The sequence below is a fragment of the Acidovorax sp. GW458-11-26-14-TSB4 genome, from assembly GCF_059423865.1.
In genome coordinates, this window is record NZ_JBWKYR010000011.1 from 169,757 (window position 1) to 184,842 (window position 15,086).

The window sequence follows — 15,086 nt, forward strand, 5'->3', positions numbered from 1 at the left end:
CCTAAAGGGGGCGCAGCCGGAGCTTCTCCGCCGGGTCGAAGGGTTCGGGGGCGGGCACGCCCAGGATATCGTCGATGGATGGCTCGTCCGGCATGTCCAGGATGTCGTCCGCGCTGAGCTTGTTGCTCGCCGCGAGGGTGTTCAGGGCTGCCGTGGTGGCTGCCGCTGCAACCGCTGCCGCTGCCACGGCCGGCGCGCGCGTGCGTATCACCACGCCGCCAGGGCGGCGGTCGCCATCCTGCCCCAGCACCGCGCGCGTGGGGGCGTTGCCGCAGCGCGCCCGCACGGCCTCGATGCTTTCCTGCAGGGACTGGGCATCGGGGATGCGCTCGCGGTGGCGCTGCAGCACCTGCTGGGCCATGTCGGCGAGCTTGGAATTCAGGGTCGTGCCGGCCTGCTGCAGCAGGCTGCGCACGGCGCCCTCGGCATCGCCCGCCAGGGCCTGCGCCATGGCTTTCTCGGCCGTGCTGTTGATCTCCGGAAGGCAGCCGCGCACGATGTCCGCGTAGGGCGGGTGCATGTTGCAGGCATTGGCCATCAGCTCGGTCAACCCCCGGGTATTGGCATAGCGCATGCCCAGGGCGCGCACCCAGCTGTCCCCGTCGGCCAGGTCGATGGAGGTGGCGCCGAGCACGGACAGCAGGCTGGCCAGGTTGCTGGCTGCCTCGAAATCGAAACCGGCTTCGTCGATCTCACGCGCCATGTTGCGCACGGCGGCCACCGCCGCCGAGAACTGGCGCTGCTGGATGAGCTGCAGGGTGCGCACCACGTCCGCCAGGCGCTGCACGCGCTGGCTGTCGGCATGGCGCTCCAGGATGCGCGTGAAGTCGGCCACGCAGCGCTCGATGCCCTTGCGGTCGTTGTCCGCGAAGTAGGAGAAGCCCAGCAGCACCAGGGCCTGGAAGTCGAAGAGCTTGGAGTCGACACCCAGCATGGCCGCGCGCGCCAGCACGCTGGACGCGGTCTTGCGGTCGCCCATGTAGAACGACATCATGCCCAGCTTCTGCAGGCGCACCACCGAATCGGGGGTGAGCCCACTGGCCGTGCGGTAGGTTTCGATGGCATCGGCAAAGTTGCCCAGTTCGACCTGGGCGCGGCCCAGCACGTCATAGGCATCGGCGAACGAAGCGTCCTCGCCGATCAGGCCCTGCAAGGTGGTGATGGCGCGTGTGGCCTGGCCCGATTCGATCTGCGCGCGCGCCACGCCGAGCTTGGCCCAGGGCAGGGCGCGCGCGGCGATCACGGCTTCGAACAGCGTGCGCGCCTCGTCGTGGCGGCCAAGGCGCAGCAGCAGCTCGGTGCCGATGCGCGCGGCATACAGCCAGTAGGGCTTGCGCGCCTCGAAACGCTCCACGCACAGGCGCGATGCAAGTTCGAAATCCTCCTGCTCGATGGCGTCGAAAATGGGTTTCAGGTGGATCTTGCGCAGCCGTGCCAGGCTCAGCCGCTCGAACAGCGCGCTGGGGGTGAAGGGTTTGAGCAAATAGCCGTCGAGCGCCGACTCGGCGGCCTCGGCCACCGCCGCGTACGAGGCCTCGGCCGTGACCATGAAGAACACGGTGGAGAACGGCAGCAGCTGCGCACGGCGCAGGTCGTCCAGCAGGGTCTGCCCGGAGTCGCCGGACTCGCTGAAGAACTGGTCGCACAGCACATAGTCGAACACCGTGTGTTCCAGCCGGGCGCGCGCGTCTCGCACGCGGCTGCACTGCACTATCTTGGTGACTCCGTACTCGCGCAACTGCCCCACCAGGATGCTGCGCGACGTGGCATTGCTGTCGATGATCAGTGCCAGGCTCTCTGGTGGATCCGGGTCTTTGGCTGTAGCCATCTGCAGCTCAGGGTTGGTGTAATTAAAAGTAACTGCTCACTGCAAGCACAGTGTATGCCCGGTGTGCGCATTGTGCGATGCGGGTAAGCACCGCCCGGCCTGCCAAGTGTCGGTTGCTTGCGACACAATGGCAGCCATGGACAACACAGACATCCTGCGGGTGGCGACCTACAACATCCACAAGGGGGTGCAGGGCATCGGCCCGGCGCGCCGGCTGGAGATCCACAACCTGGGCCACGCGGTCGAGCAGCTCGATGCCGACATCGTCTGCCTGCAGGAGGTGCGCCGCATGAACCGGCAGGAGGCCAGGTACTTCCAGCGCTGGCCCGAGCTGCCCCAGGCCGAGTACCTGGCGCCCGAGGGCTACGAGGCCGTCTACCGCACCAACGCCTTCACCCGCCATGGTGAGCACGGCAATGCGCTGCTCTCGCGCTGGCCGGTGGTCGGCCACCAGCACGAGGACATATCCGACCACCGCTTCGAGCAGCGCGGCCTGCTGCACGTGGAGGTGGCCGCCCATGGCCGCAAGATCCATGTGATCGTCGTCCACCTGGGGCTGATCCCGGGCAGCCGCATCCGCCAGATCGAGCGCCTGCAGCGCTTCATCGAGCGCGAGGTGCCGGCCAGTGCGCCGCTGGTGGTGGCGGGCGACTTCAACGACTGGGGCCTGCAGGTCAAGCGCATGCTCGCGGGTTTCGGCCTGTACGAGTTCGAGGAGCCCCGGGCCTTCACCTACCCCGCGCGCCTGCCCCTGGTGCAGCTGGACCATGTCTACGTGCGCGGCCTCACGCCCCTGTCGCTGCATGTGCCACGCGGGCGCATCTGGTGGCGCATGTCCGATCACCTGCCCCTCATTGCCGAATTCGGCCTGTGAGCTTCGCCGCCGACCACCGGGTACTCCTGCTGCAAGGCGCACAGGAGCTGTTCCCGGCGCTGGTCGGGGCCATGGATGCCGCGCTGTCGGACATCCAGTTCGAGACCTATATCTTCGACTTCACCGGCAGCGGCGCCAGCGTGGCCGAGGCGCTGGAGCGGGCCGCCCGGCGCGGCGTGCGCACCCAACTGGTGGTGGATGGCGTGGGCACCGGGGCCCTGCCGGGTGAATGGGCGGGGCGCCTGGAGGCCGCGGGGGTGCAGGTGCGCGTGTATTCGCCGCTCGGGCCGCTGGGCCTGCTGCTGCCGCAGCGCTGGCGCCGCCTGCACCGCAAGCTGTGCGTGGTCGATGGCTGCGTGCTGTTCTGCGGCGGCATCAACGTGCTGGACGATCTGCACGACCCCAACCACGGCGCGCTGGCCGCACCGCGCCTGGACTTTGCCGTACAGGCCACGGGCAGCCTGGTGGCAGCGGCCAGCGAGACCATGGACCAGCTCTGGTGGCGCATGCAGGCCGTGCGCGACATGCGCGAGCGCCGCCTGCCCGAGGCCTTGCAGGCCCTGCGGGTGGCCAGTGCCGCCCGGCATGCGGCCGACGAGGCACAGCATCAGGGGCCGGCCATGCGCGCCGCGCTGCTGCTGCGCGACAACGTGCGCCACCGCAGCCGCATCGAGAAGGCCTACCGCCGCGCGATTGGGGCGGCGCGGCATGAGGTGATCATTGCCAACGCCTACTTCCTGCCCGGCGGCAAGCTGCGCCGCGCACTGCTGATGGCGGCGCGCCGCGGCGTGCGCGTGCGCCTGCTGCTGCAGGGGCGCTACGAGTATTTCATGCAGTACCACGCCGCGCGGCCGGTGTACGGTGCGCTGCTCGAAGCAGGGGTGGAGATCCACGAGTACGCGCCGAGCTTTCTGCACGCCAAGGTGGCCGTGGTCGATGCGCTGGGCGAGCGGCCCTGGGCCACGGTGGGCTCGTCCAACCTCGACCCGCTGAGCCTTCTGCTGGCGCGCGAGGCCAACGTGGTGGTGGAGGATGCGGCCTTTGCCGCCGACCTGCGCGGACGGCTGGTGCAAGCCATGCAGCAGGCCGGCCGGCGCATGGAGCCGGCGCGCTATGCCGGGCGGCCGCTGCGCCAGCGCGTGCTCGATGGCGCGGCCTATGCGCTGATGCGCCTGGCCCTGTGGATCACGGGAAAGCGCTATTGAGCACCATGCATCGATTTTTTGCTACACAAATAGGAGCTATATGGTGATGTTCCATGGGCGATAGCTGCGCAAAACCCTTGCAAGGCGGTCCCCCTCGATCACTGTTACGATGCCGGACATGTCCAGTCCCACTGCCGCCGATATGACGACCACCCCGCCGGACGAAGAAGGCACGCCCGTCTCCGTCAAGATCCGAGAGCGCCTTGCCGCCGCGCGCAAGCGCTTCCACGCCAACGACAACATCGCCGAGTTCATCGAGCCCGGCGAGCTGGAGAAGCTGCTGGACGAGGTCGAGTTCAAGATGCAGGGCGTGCTCGACAGCCTGGTCATCAACACGGAAGGCGACCACAACACGCACAACACCGCGCGCCGTGTGGCCAAGATGTACCTCAACGAGGTGTTCAAGGGCCGTTACGTGGCGCAGCCCCCGATCACCGAGTTCCCCAACGCCGAGCACTTGAACGAGCTCATGATCGTCGGGCCCATCACGGTGCGCAGCGCCTGCAGCCACCATTTCTGCCCGGTGATCGGCAAGATCTGGATCGGCGTGATGCCCAACGAGCACACCAACGTGATCGGCCTGTCCAAGTACGCGCGCCTGGTCGACTGGGTCATGGGCCGCCCCCAGATCCAGGAAGAGGCCGTGGTGCAACTGGCCGACCTGATCATGGAAAAGACCCAGCCCGACGGACTGGCCATCGTCATGGAGGCCAGCCACTTCTGCATGTCCTGGCGCGGCGTGCGCGAGATGGACAGCAAGATGATCAACTCCGTGATGCGCGGTGTGTTCCTCAAGGACCCCTCGCTGCGCCGTGAATTCCTGTCCCTCATCCCTGGAAAGAACTGACCATGCTCGTACGCCTGCTCTATGCCAGCCGCGCGGTGGACACCTCGCCCGCCGCCATCGAAGCCATCCTGATGCAATCGCGCCAGCACAACCCGGGCAGTGGCATCACCGGGGTGCTGTGCTACGGCGGCGGCATCTTTTTGCAGGCCATCGAGGGCGGCCGGTCGGCCGTGAGCGACCTGTACGGCCACATCCAGCGCGACCCGCGCCACCAGAACGTGGAGCTGCTGCACTACGAGGAGATCTCCGAGCGCCGCTTCGGCGGCTGGACCATGGGCCAGGTGAACCTGTCCAAGATCAACCATTCCATTTTGCTCAAGTACTCCGAAAAGCCCGAACTCGACCCGTATGCGGTGTCGGGCAAGGTGTCGTTCGCGCTGTTGGAAGAATTGATGGCCACGGCGTCGATCATCGGGCGCGCATAACAGGCACCGGGCCGCAAGGCCCGCCGTCCGACCACGGGCCGCAGCCGCCAACGCGCTGCGGCCTTTTGCTTTTTTTCCTGCATTTTCCACCGTGACCCTCAATGCTTTCGGCCTCATCATCCTGGCGGGCCTGGTCCATGCCTGCTGGAACATCGTGGCGAAGAAGGCAGGCGGGGATTCGCGCTTCGCGTTCTTCACTTCGCTGCTGCTGATGCTGGTATGGGCGCCGCTGGGCTGGTACCTGGGCCGTGACGTGGTGCCGCTGTGGGGCGCGGTGGAGTGGGGCTTTGTGGCGGCCAGCGGGCTGCTGCACGTGGGCTATTTCGTCATCCTGCTGCGCGGCTACCGCAAGGCCGACCTCACCGTGGTCTACCCCCTGGCGCGCGGCTCGGGGCCGCTGATGTCCTCGCTGGTGGCGATCACGCTGCTGGGCGAGCGCATTTCGGCGCTGGGCATGGCCGGCATTGCGGGCGTGGTGGGCGGGGTGTTCCTGATCGCAGGCGGACCCGCCCTGCTGCGTGCCGCGCACGACCCGGCCGCGCGCGAGCGCGTGCACAAGGGCGTGTTCTACGGCTTGCTCACGGGCGCTTTCATTGCCAGCTACACGGTGGTCGATGGCTATGCCGTCAAGATTCTGCTGATGTCGCCCATCCTCGTGGACTACATGGGCAATTTCGTGCGGGTGGCGCTGCTCGCGCCCGTGGTGCTGCGCGACCTGCCCACGGCCGGGCAGCTGTGGCGCGCGCAGTGGCGCTTCGCGCTGCTGGTGGCCATGGTCAGCCCGGTGGCCTATGTGCTGGTGCTGTATGCGATGAAGGAGGCGCCCCTGTCGCATGTGGCCCCGGCGCGCGAGGTGTCCATGCTCTTTGCCGCGCTGATCGGCGGGCATCTGCTGGGCGAGGGCGACCGCGTGGCGCGCATCTGCGGTGCCGTGCTGATTGCGGCCGGCGTCACCGCGCTCGCTCTGGGGTAAGCCATGCTGCTTGGCTGTGATTTTTCCAGCAGCCCTACGCGGCGCAAACCCGTGGTGCTGGCCCTGGGCCGGCGCGAAGGCGCGCGCGTGCAACTCACGGAACTGGTGCGTCTGGAGACGCTGGCCGCCGTGGGCCGCTGGCTGGCCGAGCCACGTGCCTGGGTCGGCGGGTTCGACCTGCCCTTCGGCCTGCCGCGCGAGCTGCTGCAGACCCTGGGCTGGCCCTTGCAGTGGCATGCCAGCATGCAGCACTACCGCACGCTCACGCGCCCCCAGATCCGCGAAGCCTTCGCGGCCTTCTGCGATGCCCGCCCCGTGGGCGGCAAGTTCGCGCACCGTGCGACCGATGGGCCGGCGGGCTCCAGCCCGTCGATGAAGTGGGTGAACCCGCCCGTGGCCTACATGCTGCACGCGGGGCTGCCGCTTCTGCTCGATGCCGGCGTGCACCTGCCCGGCCTGCACGCAGGTGATCCCACGCGCGTGGCGCTGGAGGCCTACCCCGGCCTGCTGGCGCGCGAAGTGCTGCAGCGGCGCAGCTACAAGAGCGACGACGTGGCCAAGCAGACGCCAGACCGCCTGATCGCACGCAAGGACCTGCTGACCGCGCTGGAGCTGGGGCAGACGCGCCTGGCCCTGCGCCTGAAGCTCACGCACGCCCAGCGCGACGCCCTGGTGGCCGACGCCAGCGGCGACAGCCTGGATGCCGTGCTGTGCATGCTGCAGGCCGGCTGGGCCGAGCAGCGCCATGCCGAGGGCGACGCCCTCTACGGCCTGCCGCCTGGCCTGGACCCGCTGGAAGGCTGGATCGTTACCGCGCCCATGCCCCTGGCGGGTGCAGGGATGGACAAGAGCGCTCCACAATAGGGCCATGACAGGAGCCCTTGCCTTCATGGAGGCCCATCGGCTTTGGGCTGGTGCGCTTGCCTGCGCGCTGGCTGCCACGGCCGCATTCGCCGCGCCCGCGCCCTGGTTCTACTGGCGCAGCAAGATCGATGGCCAACGCGTCTGTGCGCAAACCTCGCCTGGCCAGGGCTGGGTCAAGGACAGCCAGCCCTATGAAGGACCTGGTTGCACCCCGCGTCGCAAGGTGCTCATCGTGCCCATGCGGTGATCAGACCTTCACTGCAGCTTCCTGGGGCTCACCCAGCGACAGCATCAGCCGGTTCGCCCAGTTGAAGAACGCGGCGCCGTGCAGCGCATCCGAGATCGCCGCGTCGTCCAGGCCCTGCTCGCGCAGCGCCGTGATGTGCTCCGTGCCAAAGTCCAGCGGCGTGTCGCTGAGCGCCACCGAGGCCTGCACGATGGCATTCCAGCGCGGGCCCAGGTCGGTGCCCGTGCCTTCGTCGAGCAGGCGCTGCACGTCGTCCGCGCGGCCCGAGAAGTGCGAGGCGAAGCGTGCGTGCACCGAGGCGCAGTAGATGCAGCCGTTGTGGCGCGAAGCCGCGGCGGCTGACAGCTCGCGCTCGGCACGTGGCAGGCCGGCGTCGGGGTTGTAGAAGATGTCCTTGTCGGTGCGGGTGCGGGCGCCCAGGATGTCGGGGTCGCGCGCCAACAGCCTGAAGTAGGGCGACTTGGCGCGCGACGCGTCCACCAGGCCCGCCAGGTGGCGCTCGGTCAGTTCCGCCTCTGGCAGCGGGGCCAGCCAGGGCAGCCATTCGAGCTGGGCCTGCGTGAAGGCCACGGGTTCCTGGCTGCCGGGGTGGGAAAGGGTGGTATCGGTCATGCCTGGGTGGCCTCGCTGGATGCTTGGTTGCCGGTGCGTGCGGGTGCGGCGGCCAGGGCGCGCAGCCCTGCCACCACGCGGATCTGGAACGCGAGGAAGGCGACCAGCTGCGACAGGGTCACGATCTCGGTGGTGGGCCAGCCGGCGTCGAGCAGCGCCTGCAGGGCGGCCGGGCTGGCATCGCGCGGATGCAAGGTGAGCAGGTGTGCATGCTCCAGCGCGGCCGACAGCGGTGCACCCAGCACGGCGCGCTGGGCTTCACCCACGCGGTAGGCCGGGCCGGGTGTGTCTTCCTCGCTCAGCGGGCCGGGCGGGTAGCTGCCGTAGGGGCCGCGCGCTGCGCCGCGCACCACTTCGGCCGCGATGGCCTGGGGCACGCCGGGGCGGGCCTGGCGTGCGCCTTCGGCAGCCAGGCCGGCGTTGTAGAAGGCCGTGGCATCGGGCTGCTGGAGCAGGCCGGCCACAAAGGCCGCTACCGCCTGGCGGTCGGCCAGGCTGAAGCGGCCGGGCTGTGGCGCCGCGGGCTCGAACAGCGCCAGGTAGCTCTGCTGTGCATGGGTGCGCGCCTGCAGGCGGTGGCGGCGGATGGCGTCGAGCCGGTCGCCGGGCGCAATGCCGGTGAGCAGGTCGATCACGTCGGGGGTGGTGTCGGCGGTTTGGGTCATGCGGGTTCCGTGGCGGGTTGGGACAAGGCGGTCCGGGGCGTGGCTGTGGGGGCGTGCCGTGGCACCCAGCCCAGGGCGGGGGCGACCTCGGTGGCGGTGAGTTCGATGGAGCGCAGGATGGCTGCGTGCGGCGGGTCGATGGAGTGCACCTGGAACACGAGGTCCGTCACGCGCTCCAGGGTGGTGTCGGCGCGCAGCGAGGCGATCACGTCTTCGGGCGTGCCCACGTGCACGTCGTAGGCGGCGATCAGCTGTTCCAGCGGCGCATCGGGACCCAGGCGGGGCGCGCTGCCCGGCGCGGCGGCCAGCGCCGCGAAGCGCGCGGCCGCGCGGCGCAGGCCGGTGTCGGCCAGGCGCAGCGCCTCCTTGCGGCTGTCGGCCACGAACAGGCTGCGCGAGCCCACGATGCGCGGCGTGGTGCCGGCGGGCAGGGCAGCGAGGTAGGCGTCGATGATGGGGCTTTGCAGCGCGGCCAGCGAGGCGTCGGGGGCATCACCGGGCCGTGGCTGGGTGCGCGAGAGCATGAGCCCGTCGCCCGCCAGCCCGGCGCGCGTACCCCCAGCCACCGAGAAGGTGGCTTGCCAGATGCGGCCGAGCAATTGCTGTGCGGCGGGGTAGAGCGTGTCGCCCCCTGGCAGGGGCTGGCCGGCCCACGCACCGCGCAGAACGGCCAGCTGCCGGGCAAAGATGGCGGAGCGGTCTTCGCTGTCGAGCCCGAAGGCGGCGAAAGACTCGGGCGTGCCACCCGTGCCCACGCCCACATCGAGCCGGCCGCCCGCGAGCAGGTCCAGCACGATGGCGTCTTCGGCCACGCGCACGGCGTTTTCCAGCGGCAGGGTGATGATGCCCGTGCCCAGGCGGATGCGGTGGGTGCGCGCCGCCACGTGCGCCAGAAAGACCAGGGGCGAGGGCAGGCCGCCCTCGTGCTCGTGGAAATGGTGCTGCGCGACCCAGGCCGAGTCGAAGCCCAGGGCCTCGGCATGGGCGATCTGCTCGGCCACCAGCCGGTAGCGCTCGCCTGCCGGGGCGTCGTCAAGCAGCCTGCTGAAGAAGCCCAGGCGCTTCGGCGTCGGAGGATGGATCGGGGAGGTGGGGGAGGGCACGGTCGTTGTTCCTTGGTGCGGCATTGCCGGGGATGGCGTTGATGAGTTCGCGCGTGTAGTCGCTGCCGGGGTGCAGGAAGACGTCCTGCACGAGTCCAGCATCCACCTGGCGGCCGGCATGCAGCACCGAGACGGTGTCCGCGATCTGGCGCACCACAGCCAGGTCGTGCGAGATGAAGAGGTAGGTCAGCGCCAGGTCGCGCTGCAGCTGGTCGAGCAGCGCGAGGATCTGCGCCTGCACGGTCACGTCCAGGGCCGAGACGGCCTCGTCGAGCACCAGCACCTGCGGGCCCAGGATGAGCGCGCGCGCAATCGCCACGCGCTGGCGCTGCCCGCCCGAGAGCGCGCGCGGCGAGCGCTGCAGCACGGCCGGCGGCAGGCCCACGCGGGCCAGGATGTCGTGCACCCGGCGTTCGCGTTCGGGCCGGGCGACGGGTTCGTAGTTGAGCAGGGGCTCCTCGATGATCTGGTAGACCGTCTGGCGCGGGTCCAGCGAGCTGAAAGGGTTCTGGTGCACCAGCTGGATGTGCCGGCGCGCCTGGCGCAGTGCTTCGCCACGCAGTGTGGCCAGGTCGATGCCCTGCACCAGGATGCGACCCGCCGTGGGCCGCGCAAAACCCACCACGTCGCGGATGGTGGTGGTCTTGCCCGAGCCCGACTCGCCCACCAGCGCATGCGTGGTGCCGCGCCGCACCTCGAAGCTCACGCCATCCACCGCACGAAAGGGCTGGCGCTGCCCGGCCACGGGAAACTCGTGCACCAGGCCTTCGACAGCGATGGCGATGTCCTGTGCCGAGCCATCCTGGTACCTGGGGGCAGGGTGAAAGCGGCCGCCCGACAGCGAAGGTGCATCGGCCAGCAATTGGCGCGTGTAGGCACTGCCGGGGCGGCGCAGCAGGTCCTGTGTGGGCCCCTGTTCCTGGATGCGGCCGCCCTGCATCACGACCAGCCGATCCGCCCGGTCAGCGGCCACGCCCAGGTCGTGCGTGACCAGCAGCACCGCCGTGCCGTCCTCGCGGCGCAGCCCGTCGATGAGGTCCAGGATGCGCCGCTGCACCGTCACGTCCAGCGCACTGGTGGGCTCGTCGGCAATGATGAGGGCCGGGCGCAGCGCGATGGCGATGGCGATCAGCACGCGCTGCTTCATGCCGCCCGAGAGCTCGTGCGGGTACTGGCGCGCGCGCAAAGCCGGTTGGGACAGGCCCACGCGCTCCAGCAACTCCAGCACGCGCGCCTGAATGGCCTGGCGGTTGCCGTAGCGGTGGATGCGCAGGATCTCGCCCACCTGTTCGCCCACCGTGCGCACGGGGTTGAGCGAGCTGGTCGGGTCCTGCGGGATCAGGCTCACCACACGGCCGCGCACGCCGTCCAGGCGTTCGGGCGGCCAGCCCGCGATGTCCGTGCCGTTCAGGCGGATGGAGCCGTGTTCGAATTCGCCGTTGTCGGCCAGCAGGCCGATCACGGCCTGGGCAGTGGTGGTCTTGCCCGAACCCGATTCGCCCACCAGCGCCACGACCTCGCCGGGCGCGATGGAGAACGACACGCCATGCACCACGCGCTGCGCGTGCTGCTGCCGGTCGCGGTAGGCAATGGCCAGGTCCTCGACTGCGAGCACCGGCGCCTTGGTGGGGAGGCTGCTCATGGCCGACCTTTCGCGATGGCCGCGCTGATGCGGTTGGCCGACAGCACCACGGCCACCACCACCACACCGGGCACGGTGGTGAGCCACCAGGCGGTGGCGAGGTAGTTGCGTCCCTCGGCGATCAACAGCCCCCATTCGGGCGTGGGCGGGGGCGCGCCATAGCCCAGAAAGCCCAGGGTGGAGATGGACAGGATGGCCGAGCCGAACTGCAGCGCCGCCATGGCGATCACCGAGGTCAGCGAGTTGGGCAGCACGTGGCGCCACAGCACGGCGGCAAAGCGCCCGCCGCTGCCGAAGGCGGCCTCCACGTACTCGGTGCGCCGCACGCGCACCACCTCCGAGCGCACCAGCCGCGCAAACGCCGCGACCGAGGCCACGCCCACGGCGATGGCCGCGTTGATGGTGCCAAAGCCCAGGATGATGATGATGGACAGCGACAGCAGCAGCGAGGGCACGGACAGCAGCACGTCCACCGTGCGCATCAGTGCGTCGTCCACCCAGCGGCCCACCGAGCCCGCGACCAGGCCCAGCAGCGTGCCCAGCACCAGGCCCACGGCCACGGCGACGAAGGCGCCCGAGAGCGAATGCACGGCGCCATGCACCAGGCGTGCATAGACGTCGCGTCCCAGCGCATCCGTGCCCAGCCAGTGCGCGGCGCCCGGCCCCTGCAACTGGTGGCCGGCCGTGCCCTGGATGGGGTTGTAGCTGGTGAACAGGCCCGGCGCCAGCGCCCAGAGGGCGACGATGGCGATCACCGCCCAGGCCAGCAGCAGGGTGGCGGGTGTGCCGCGCAGCCGGCGCACGGCGCGGGCGAAGGGCAAGGACTGCCGGGGGGCCGGCGCCGCAAGGGGTGCTGCGGCCACTGGAGCGGGTGCATCTGTGCGCTGGGACGTGCCCAGCAGCAGGCCGGGGTCGGCCGTGTGTGTGTGCGTGGTCATGGGGTTCAGGTTCCGGGGGAATGGCGCAGCCGCGGGTCGAGCACCGGGTAGAGCAGGTCCACGGCCAGGTTGATGAGCACGAAGGCCGTGGCCGAGAACACCACCACGGCCTGCAGCACGGCCGTGTCCTGGTTACCCACGGCCTGCTGGGTGAGGCTGCCCAGGCCGTTGAGGCCGAAGACCGCCTCGGTCACCACGGCGCCGGCCAGCAGCTCGCCAAACAGCACGCCAGCGATGGTCAGCGTGGGCAGCAGCGCATTGCGCGCCACGTGCTTCCACAGCACCCACTGGCGCGTGGCACCCTTGGCGCGCGCCACGGCCACGAAGGGCTGGGTGAGCACCTCGTCGATGTTGCGCAAGAGAATCTGCGCGAGCGGCGCCGAGATCGGGACGGCCAGTGTCAGCGTGGGCAGCACCAGCCCCTCCCAGCGCCCGGGGTTGATCACCGGGATCCAGCCCAGGCGGAAAGAGACCACCTGGATCAGCATGATGCCCAGCCAGAACACCGGCACCGAGACGAACAGCGAGGGCAGCGACTGCAGCGCCGAGCGCAGCCAGCGCAGTGGTGCCAGCTGTGCCGCAAACGCCAGCGCCACGGCCAGCAGCAGGGCCGTGGCAAAGCCGAAGCTGGCCAGCCGCAGTGTAGGCGGCAGGTTGGTGGCAAGCCCCTGGCTGACCGGCACGCCCGCCTGCACCGAGTAGCCGAAGTTGCCCGTGAGAAAGCCGGTGAGGCTGTGCAGGTACTGGCGCCACACAGGCGTGTCGGCCCCGTAGGCGGCGCGGATGTCGGCGATCTCCTGCGGGCCCAGAGCGAACTCGGGACTCAGGAACTTGATCAGCACCGCATCGCCCGGCAGCAACTGCAGCAGGATGAAAGACGCCGTGAAGGCGGCCCACAGCACCAGCAGGGCCTGGCCGATGCGGCGCGCGAGGTAGGGCAGGTTCATTGCAAAGCCTCCGTGCTGCTGCGCCCTATCAGGGCTGCTTGCTGACCCAGGTGCTGTAGAAGCTGGGCCGGCCTACCGCCTCGAAGCCCACGTCGCGCACCCAGGTGGCACCGGCGAAGGCCTGGGGCTCCTCGAACACCGGGATCACATAGGCCTGGTCGATCAGGTAGTGCTGCACCTCACCGGCCAGCGCCAGGCGCTTGGCGGGGTCGGTCTCGGCGGCGATGGCGTCGAGCAGGCCATTGAGCTTGTCATCGACAAAGGACTTGACCTTGCCGCTCACCCCGCCCTTTTGCAGCAGCACGTTGCGGTTGGTGGGGTAGTAGTTGCTCTTGATCACATCGGGATCGGCGCGGCCCACCATGCCGGGCGATACCGGGGTCTTTTCGGGGTCAAGGTTGTCCACCGTGCGGCTGCCGCTGTCGCCGGCCAGCACATTGAGCTTCACGCCCACCTTGGCCCACTGCTGGGCGATGAGCTGCAGCGTTTCCTTGTTCTGCGGCTGGGGCAGGGATTCGTAGGCAGCGAGCACCAGCTCCTTGCCATCCTTCTGGCGCAGGCCGTTGGCGCCCAGGGTCCAGCCGGCTTCGTCCAGCAGTTTCTTCGCGGCGGCCTCGTCATAGGCCAGCTTGGCCGACAGGTCCACATAGCCCGCGGCCGTGGAGGCGATCACCGATTTCGCCTGCGGGTAGTTGGCCGAGAACAGGGTCTGCACAATCTCCTGCGTGTTGGTGGCGTGCAGCAGCGCCTTGCGCACCTTCACGTCGGCCACCAGGGCGTTGTCGGGGCGGAAGACCACGCTGTTGTTCACGCCGCGTGTGGAGGGGGCGTAGACCTGGAACTTCTGTTCCTGCACGCGCTTTTCGTCATAGGCCTGCACCTGGCGGATGAAGCCGGCCTGGCCGGCCAGCAGCGCGCCGATGCGCACGCTGTCCTCGGGCGTCACGATGAACTTGACCTCATCGAGCCGTGCGCGGCCCTGGTGGGCCAGCCTGGCCGGGCCCCAGGCGTATTCCTTGCGCGCCTGCAGGGTGAGCTCCTTGCCCAAGGTTTCGCTGGTGACCACGAAGGGGCCGGATCCGATGATCTTGGTCGCGTCGCCCAGCTCCTCGAAAGGCCGGGCCAGCGTGGCCAGCGACACCAGGCCCGAGCCGATGACCGAGGTGCCCTGCAGGAAGCCCGGCGAAGGCTTCTTGAAGGTGAACTTCACCGTGAGCGGGTCCAGCACCTCGCTTTTCTCGTAGTTGTTGATGACCTCCGAGACCGGGTGCCTGAGCTCCTTGTTGCCCAGGCCGTAGGTGTCGAAGTTCTTGGCCACGGCGGTGGCGTCGAGCGGCGTGCCGTCGGAGAAGGTGACGCCCTTGCGCAGCTTGAAGGTGTACTCGGTGGCCGTGGCGTTCACCTCCCAGGACTCGGCGATCCAGGGCTGGATCTCCAGCGTCTTGGGGTCCTGGTAGGTGAGCTTGTCGGTGATCTGGTTGAGCACGCCGCCGTTGGGGTAGAAGCCCCCGGCCGGCGGGTACAGGTTGGTGTGGGCCTGCTGCTCCAGGTACACCAGGGTGCCGCCCTGCACGGGGCCGTCGCTGGCCGTGGCAGAGGCTGGCGCGTCCTTCTTGGAGCAGCCCGCCAGCAGCACGCCCAGTGCCAGCACCGGGATGCCCACTGCAGCCCAGACCATCGATTTCTTCAGGGGAAACACGTTCATACCTCACCGCCTAACGCTCTTTCAAGACCGGCTGCCGCCCCATGGCGCAGGCCCGGCCCACGCAATTCATGGTATCGGCGCTACATAAGCGCATTGGTATAAAAAGTAGCATCGTTATTTGAAAACCGTGCATGGACGGCGCTGCGCCGCATATCCGGAATGCGCATAAGCGCACGCGGTTTTGTCGCTTCCCAGGCAGCGGCGCGGCGCC

Annotated in this window: 15 protein-coding genes; 7 read left to right on the top strand and 8 right to left on the bottom strand. The window is 69.3% G+C overall.

Annotation, left to right across the window (positions count from 1 at the left end):
- Position 1: 1 nt before the first annotated feature.
- Positions 2-1,828, bottom strand: a complete 1,827-nt coding sequence (locus AC07X5_RS21545) for a response regulator (protein WP_494771768.1) — start codon at positions 1,826-1,828, stop codon at positions 2-4.
- A gap of 136 nt (positions 1,829-1,964) precedes the next feature.
- On the opposite strand from AC07X5_RS21545, the gene AC07X5_RS21550 reads away from it, so the two are divergent.
- The 7 genes from AC07X5_RS21550 to AC07X5_RS21580 all read left to right on the top strand — a co-directional run bounded on the left by AC07X5_RS21550 (position 1,965) and on the right by AC07X5_RS21580 (position 7,263).
- On the top strand, positions 1,965-2,702 hold the full coding sequence (locus AC07X5_RS21550) for an endonuclease/exonuclease/phosphatase family protein (protein WP_409959316.1): 738 nt from the start codon (positions 1,965-1,967) through the stop codon (positions 2,700-2,702).
- Positions 2,699-3,907 (top strand): cardiolipin synthase ClsB, encoded by a 1,209-nt coding sequence (gene clsB, locus AC07X5_RS21555; protein ID WP_494771769.1) that lies wholly within the window; start codon positions 2,699-2,701, stop codon positions 3,905-3,907. The genes AC07X5_RS21550 and clsB overlap by 4 nt, the downstream gene beginning before the upstream one ends.
- Before the next feature lie 118 nt (positions 3,908-4,025).
- Positions 4,026-4,754 (top strand): GTP cyclohydrolase I, encoded by a 729-nt coding sequence (folE, locus tag AC07X5_RS21560; protein WP_494771770.1) that lies wholly within the window; start codon positions 4,026-4,028, stop codon positions 4,752-4,754.
- A gap of 2 nt (positions 4,755-4,756) precedes the next feature.
- Complete coding sequence (locus AC07X5_RS21565) at positions 4,757-5,179, top strand: BLUF domain-containing protein (protein ID WP_494771771.1); 423 nt, start codon at positions 4,757-4,759, stop codon at positions 5,177-5,179.
- A gap of 91 nt (positions 5,180-5,270) precedes the next feature.
- On the top strand, positions 5,271-6,152 hold the full coding sequence (locus AC07X5_RS21570) for an EamA family transporter (RefSeq protein ID WP_494771772.1): 882 nt from the start codon (positions 5,271-5,273) through the stop codon (positions 6,150-6,152).
- Between the two features lie 3 nt (positions 6,153-6,155).
- Complete coding sequence (locus AC07X5_RS21575; RefSeq protein ID WP_409959324.1) at positions 6,156-7,016, top strand: DUF429 domain-containing protein; 861 nt, start codon at positions 6,156-6,158, stop codon at positions 7,014-7,016.
- A 4-nt stretch (positions 7,017-7,020) separates the two neighbouring features.
- The gene (locus tag AC07X5_RS21580) at positions 7,021-7,263 is read left to right on the top strand and encodes a hypothetical protein (RefSeq protein ID WP_494771773.1); all 243 of its coding nucleotides are present in this window, start codon (positions 7,021-7,023) and stop codon (positions 7,261-7,263) included.
- Here the strand turns inward: AC07X5_RS21580 and AC07X5_RS21585 are convergent, their stop codons facing one another.
- The 7 genes from AC07X5_RS21585 to AC07X5_RS21615 are packed head-to-tail and all read right to left on the bottom strand — an operon-like array spanning position 7,264 to position 14,848.
- Complete coding sequence (locus AC07X5_RS21585; protein WP_494771774.1) at positions 7,264-7,875, bottom strand: alkylhydroperoxidase domain protein; 612 nt, start codon at positions 7,873-7,875, stop codon at positions 7,264-7,266.
- Entirely contained in the window at positions 7,872-8,540 is a 669-nt protein-coding gene (locus AC07X5_RS21590; RefSeq protein WP_494771775.1) for a CMD domain protein, read from the bottom strand. The genes AC07X5_RS21585 and AC07X5_RS21590 overlap by 4 nt, the downstream gene beginning before the upstream one ends.
- The gene (locus AC07X5_RS21595; protein WP_494771776.1) at positions 8,537-9,643 is read right to left on the bottom strand and encodes a putative FMN-dependent luciferase-like monooxygenase; all 1,107 of its coding nucleotides are present in this window, start codon (positions 9,641-9,643) and stop codon (positions 8,537-8,539) included. The genes AC07X5_RS21590 and AC07X5_RS21595 overlap by 4 nt, the downstream gene beginning before the upstream one ends.
- Complete coding sequence (locus AC07X5_RS21600) at positions 9,573-11,285, bottom strand: dipeptide ABC transporter ATP-binding protein (RefSeq protein ID WP_494771777.1); 1,713 nt, start codon at positions 11,283-11,285, stop codon at positions 9,573-9,575. The genes AC07X5_RS21595 and AC07X5_RS21600 overlap by 71 nt, the downstream gene beginning before the upstream one ends.
- Positions 11,282-12,223: an ABC transporter permease gene (locus tag AC07X5_RS21605; RefSeq protein ID WP_494771778.1), complete on the bottom strand. Its 942-nt coding sequence runs from the start codon at positions 12,221-12,223 to the stop codon at positions 11,282-11,284. The genes AC07X5_RS21600 and AC07X5_RS21605 overlap by 4 nt, the downstream gene beginning before the upstream one ends.
- Positions 12,224-12,228: 5 nt before the next feature.
- On the bottom strand, positions 12,229-13,170 hold the full coding sequence (locus AC07X5_RS21610; protein ID WP_409959338.1) for an ABC transporter permease: 942 nt from the start codon (positions 13,168-13,170) through the stop codon (positions 12,229-12,231).
- A 28-nt stretch (positions 13,171-13,198) separates the two neighbouring features.
- Complete coding sequence (locus AC07X5_RS21615; RefSeq protein WP_494771789.1) at positions 13,199-14,848, bottom strand: TIGR04028 family ABC transporter substrate-binding protein; 1,650 nt, start codon at positions 14,846-14,848, stop codon at positions 13,199-13,201.
- Positions 14,849-15,086 lie beyond the last annotated feature (238 nt).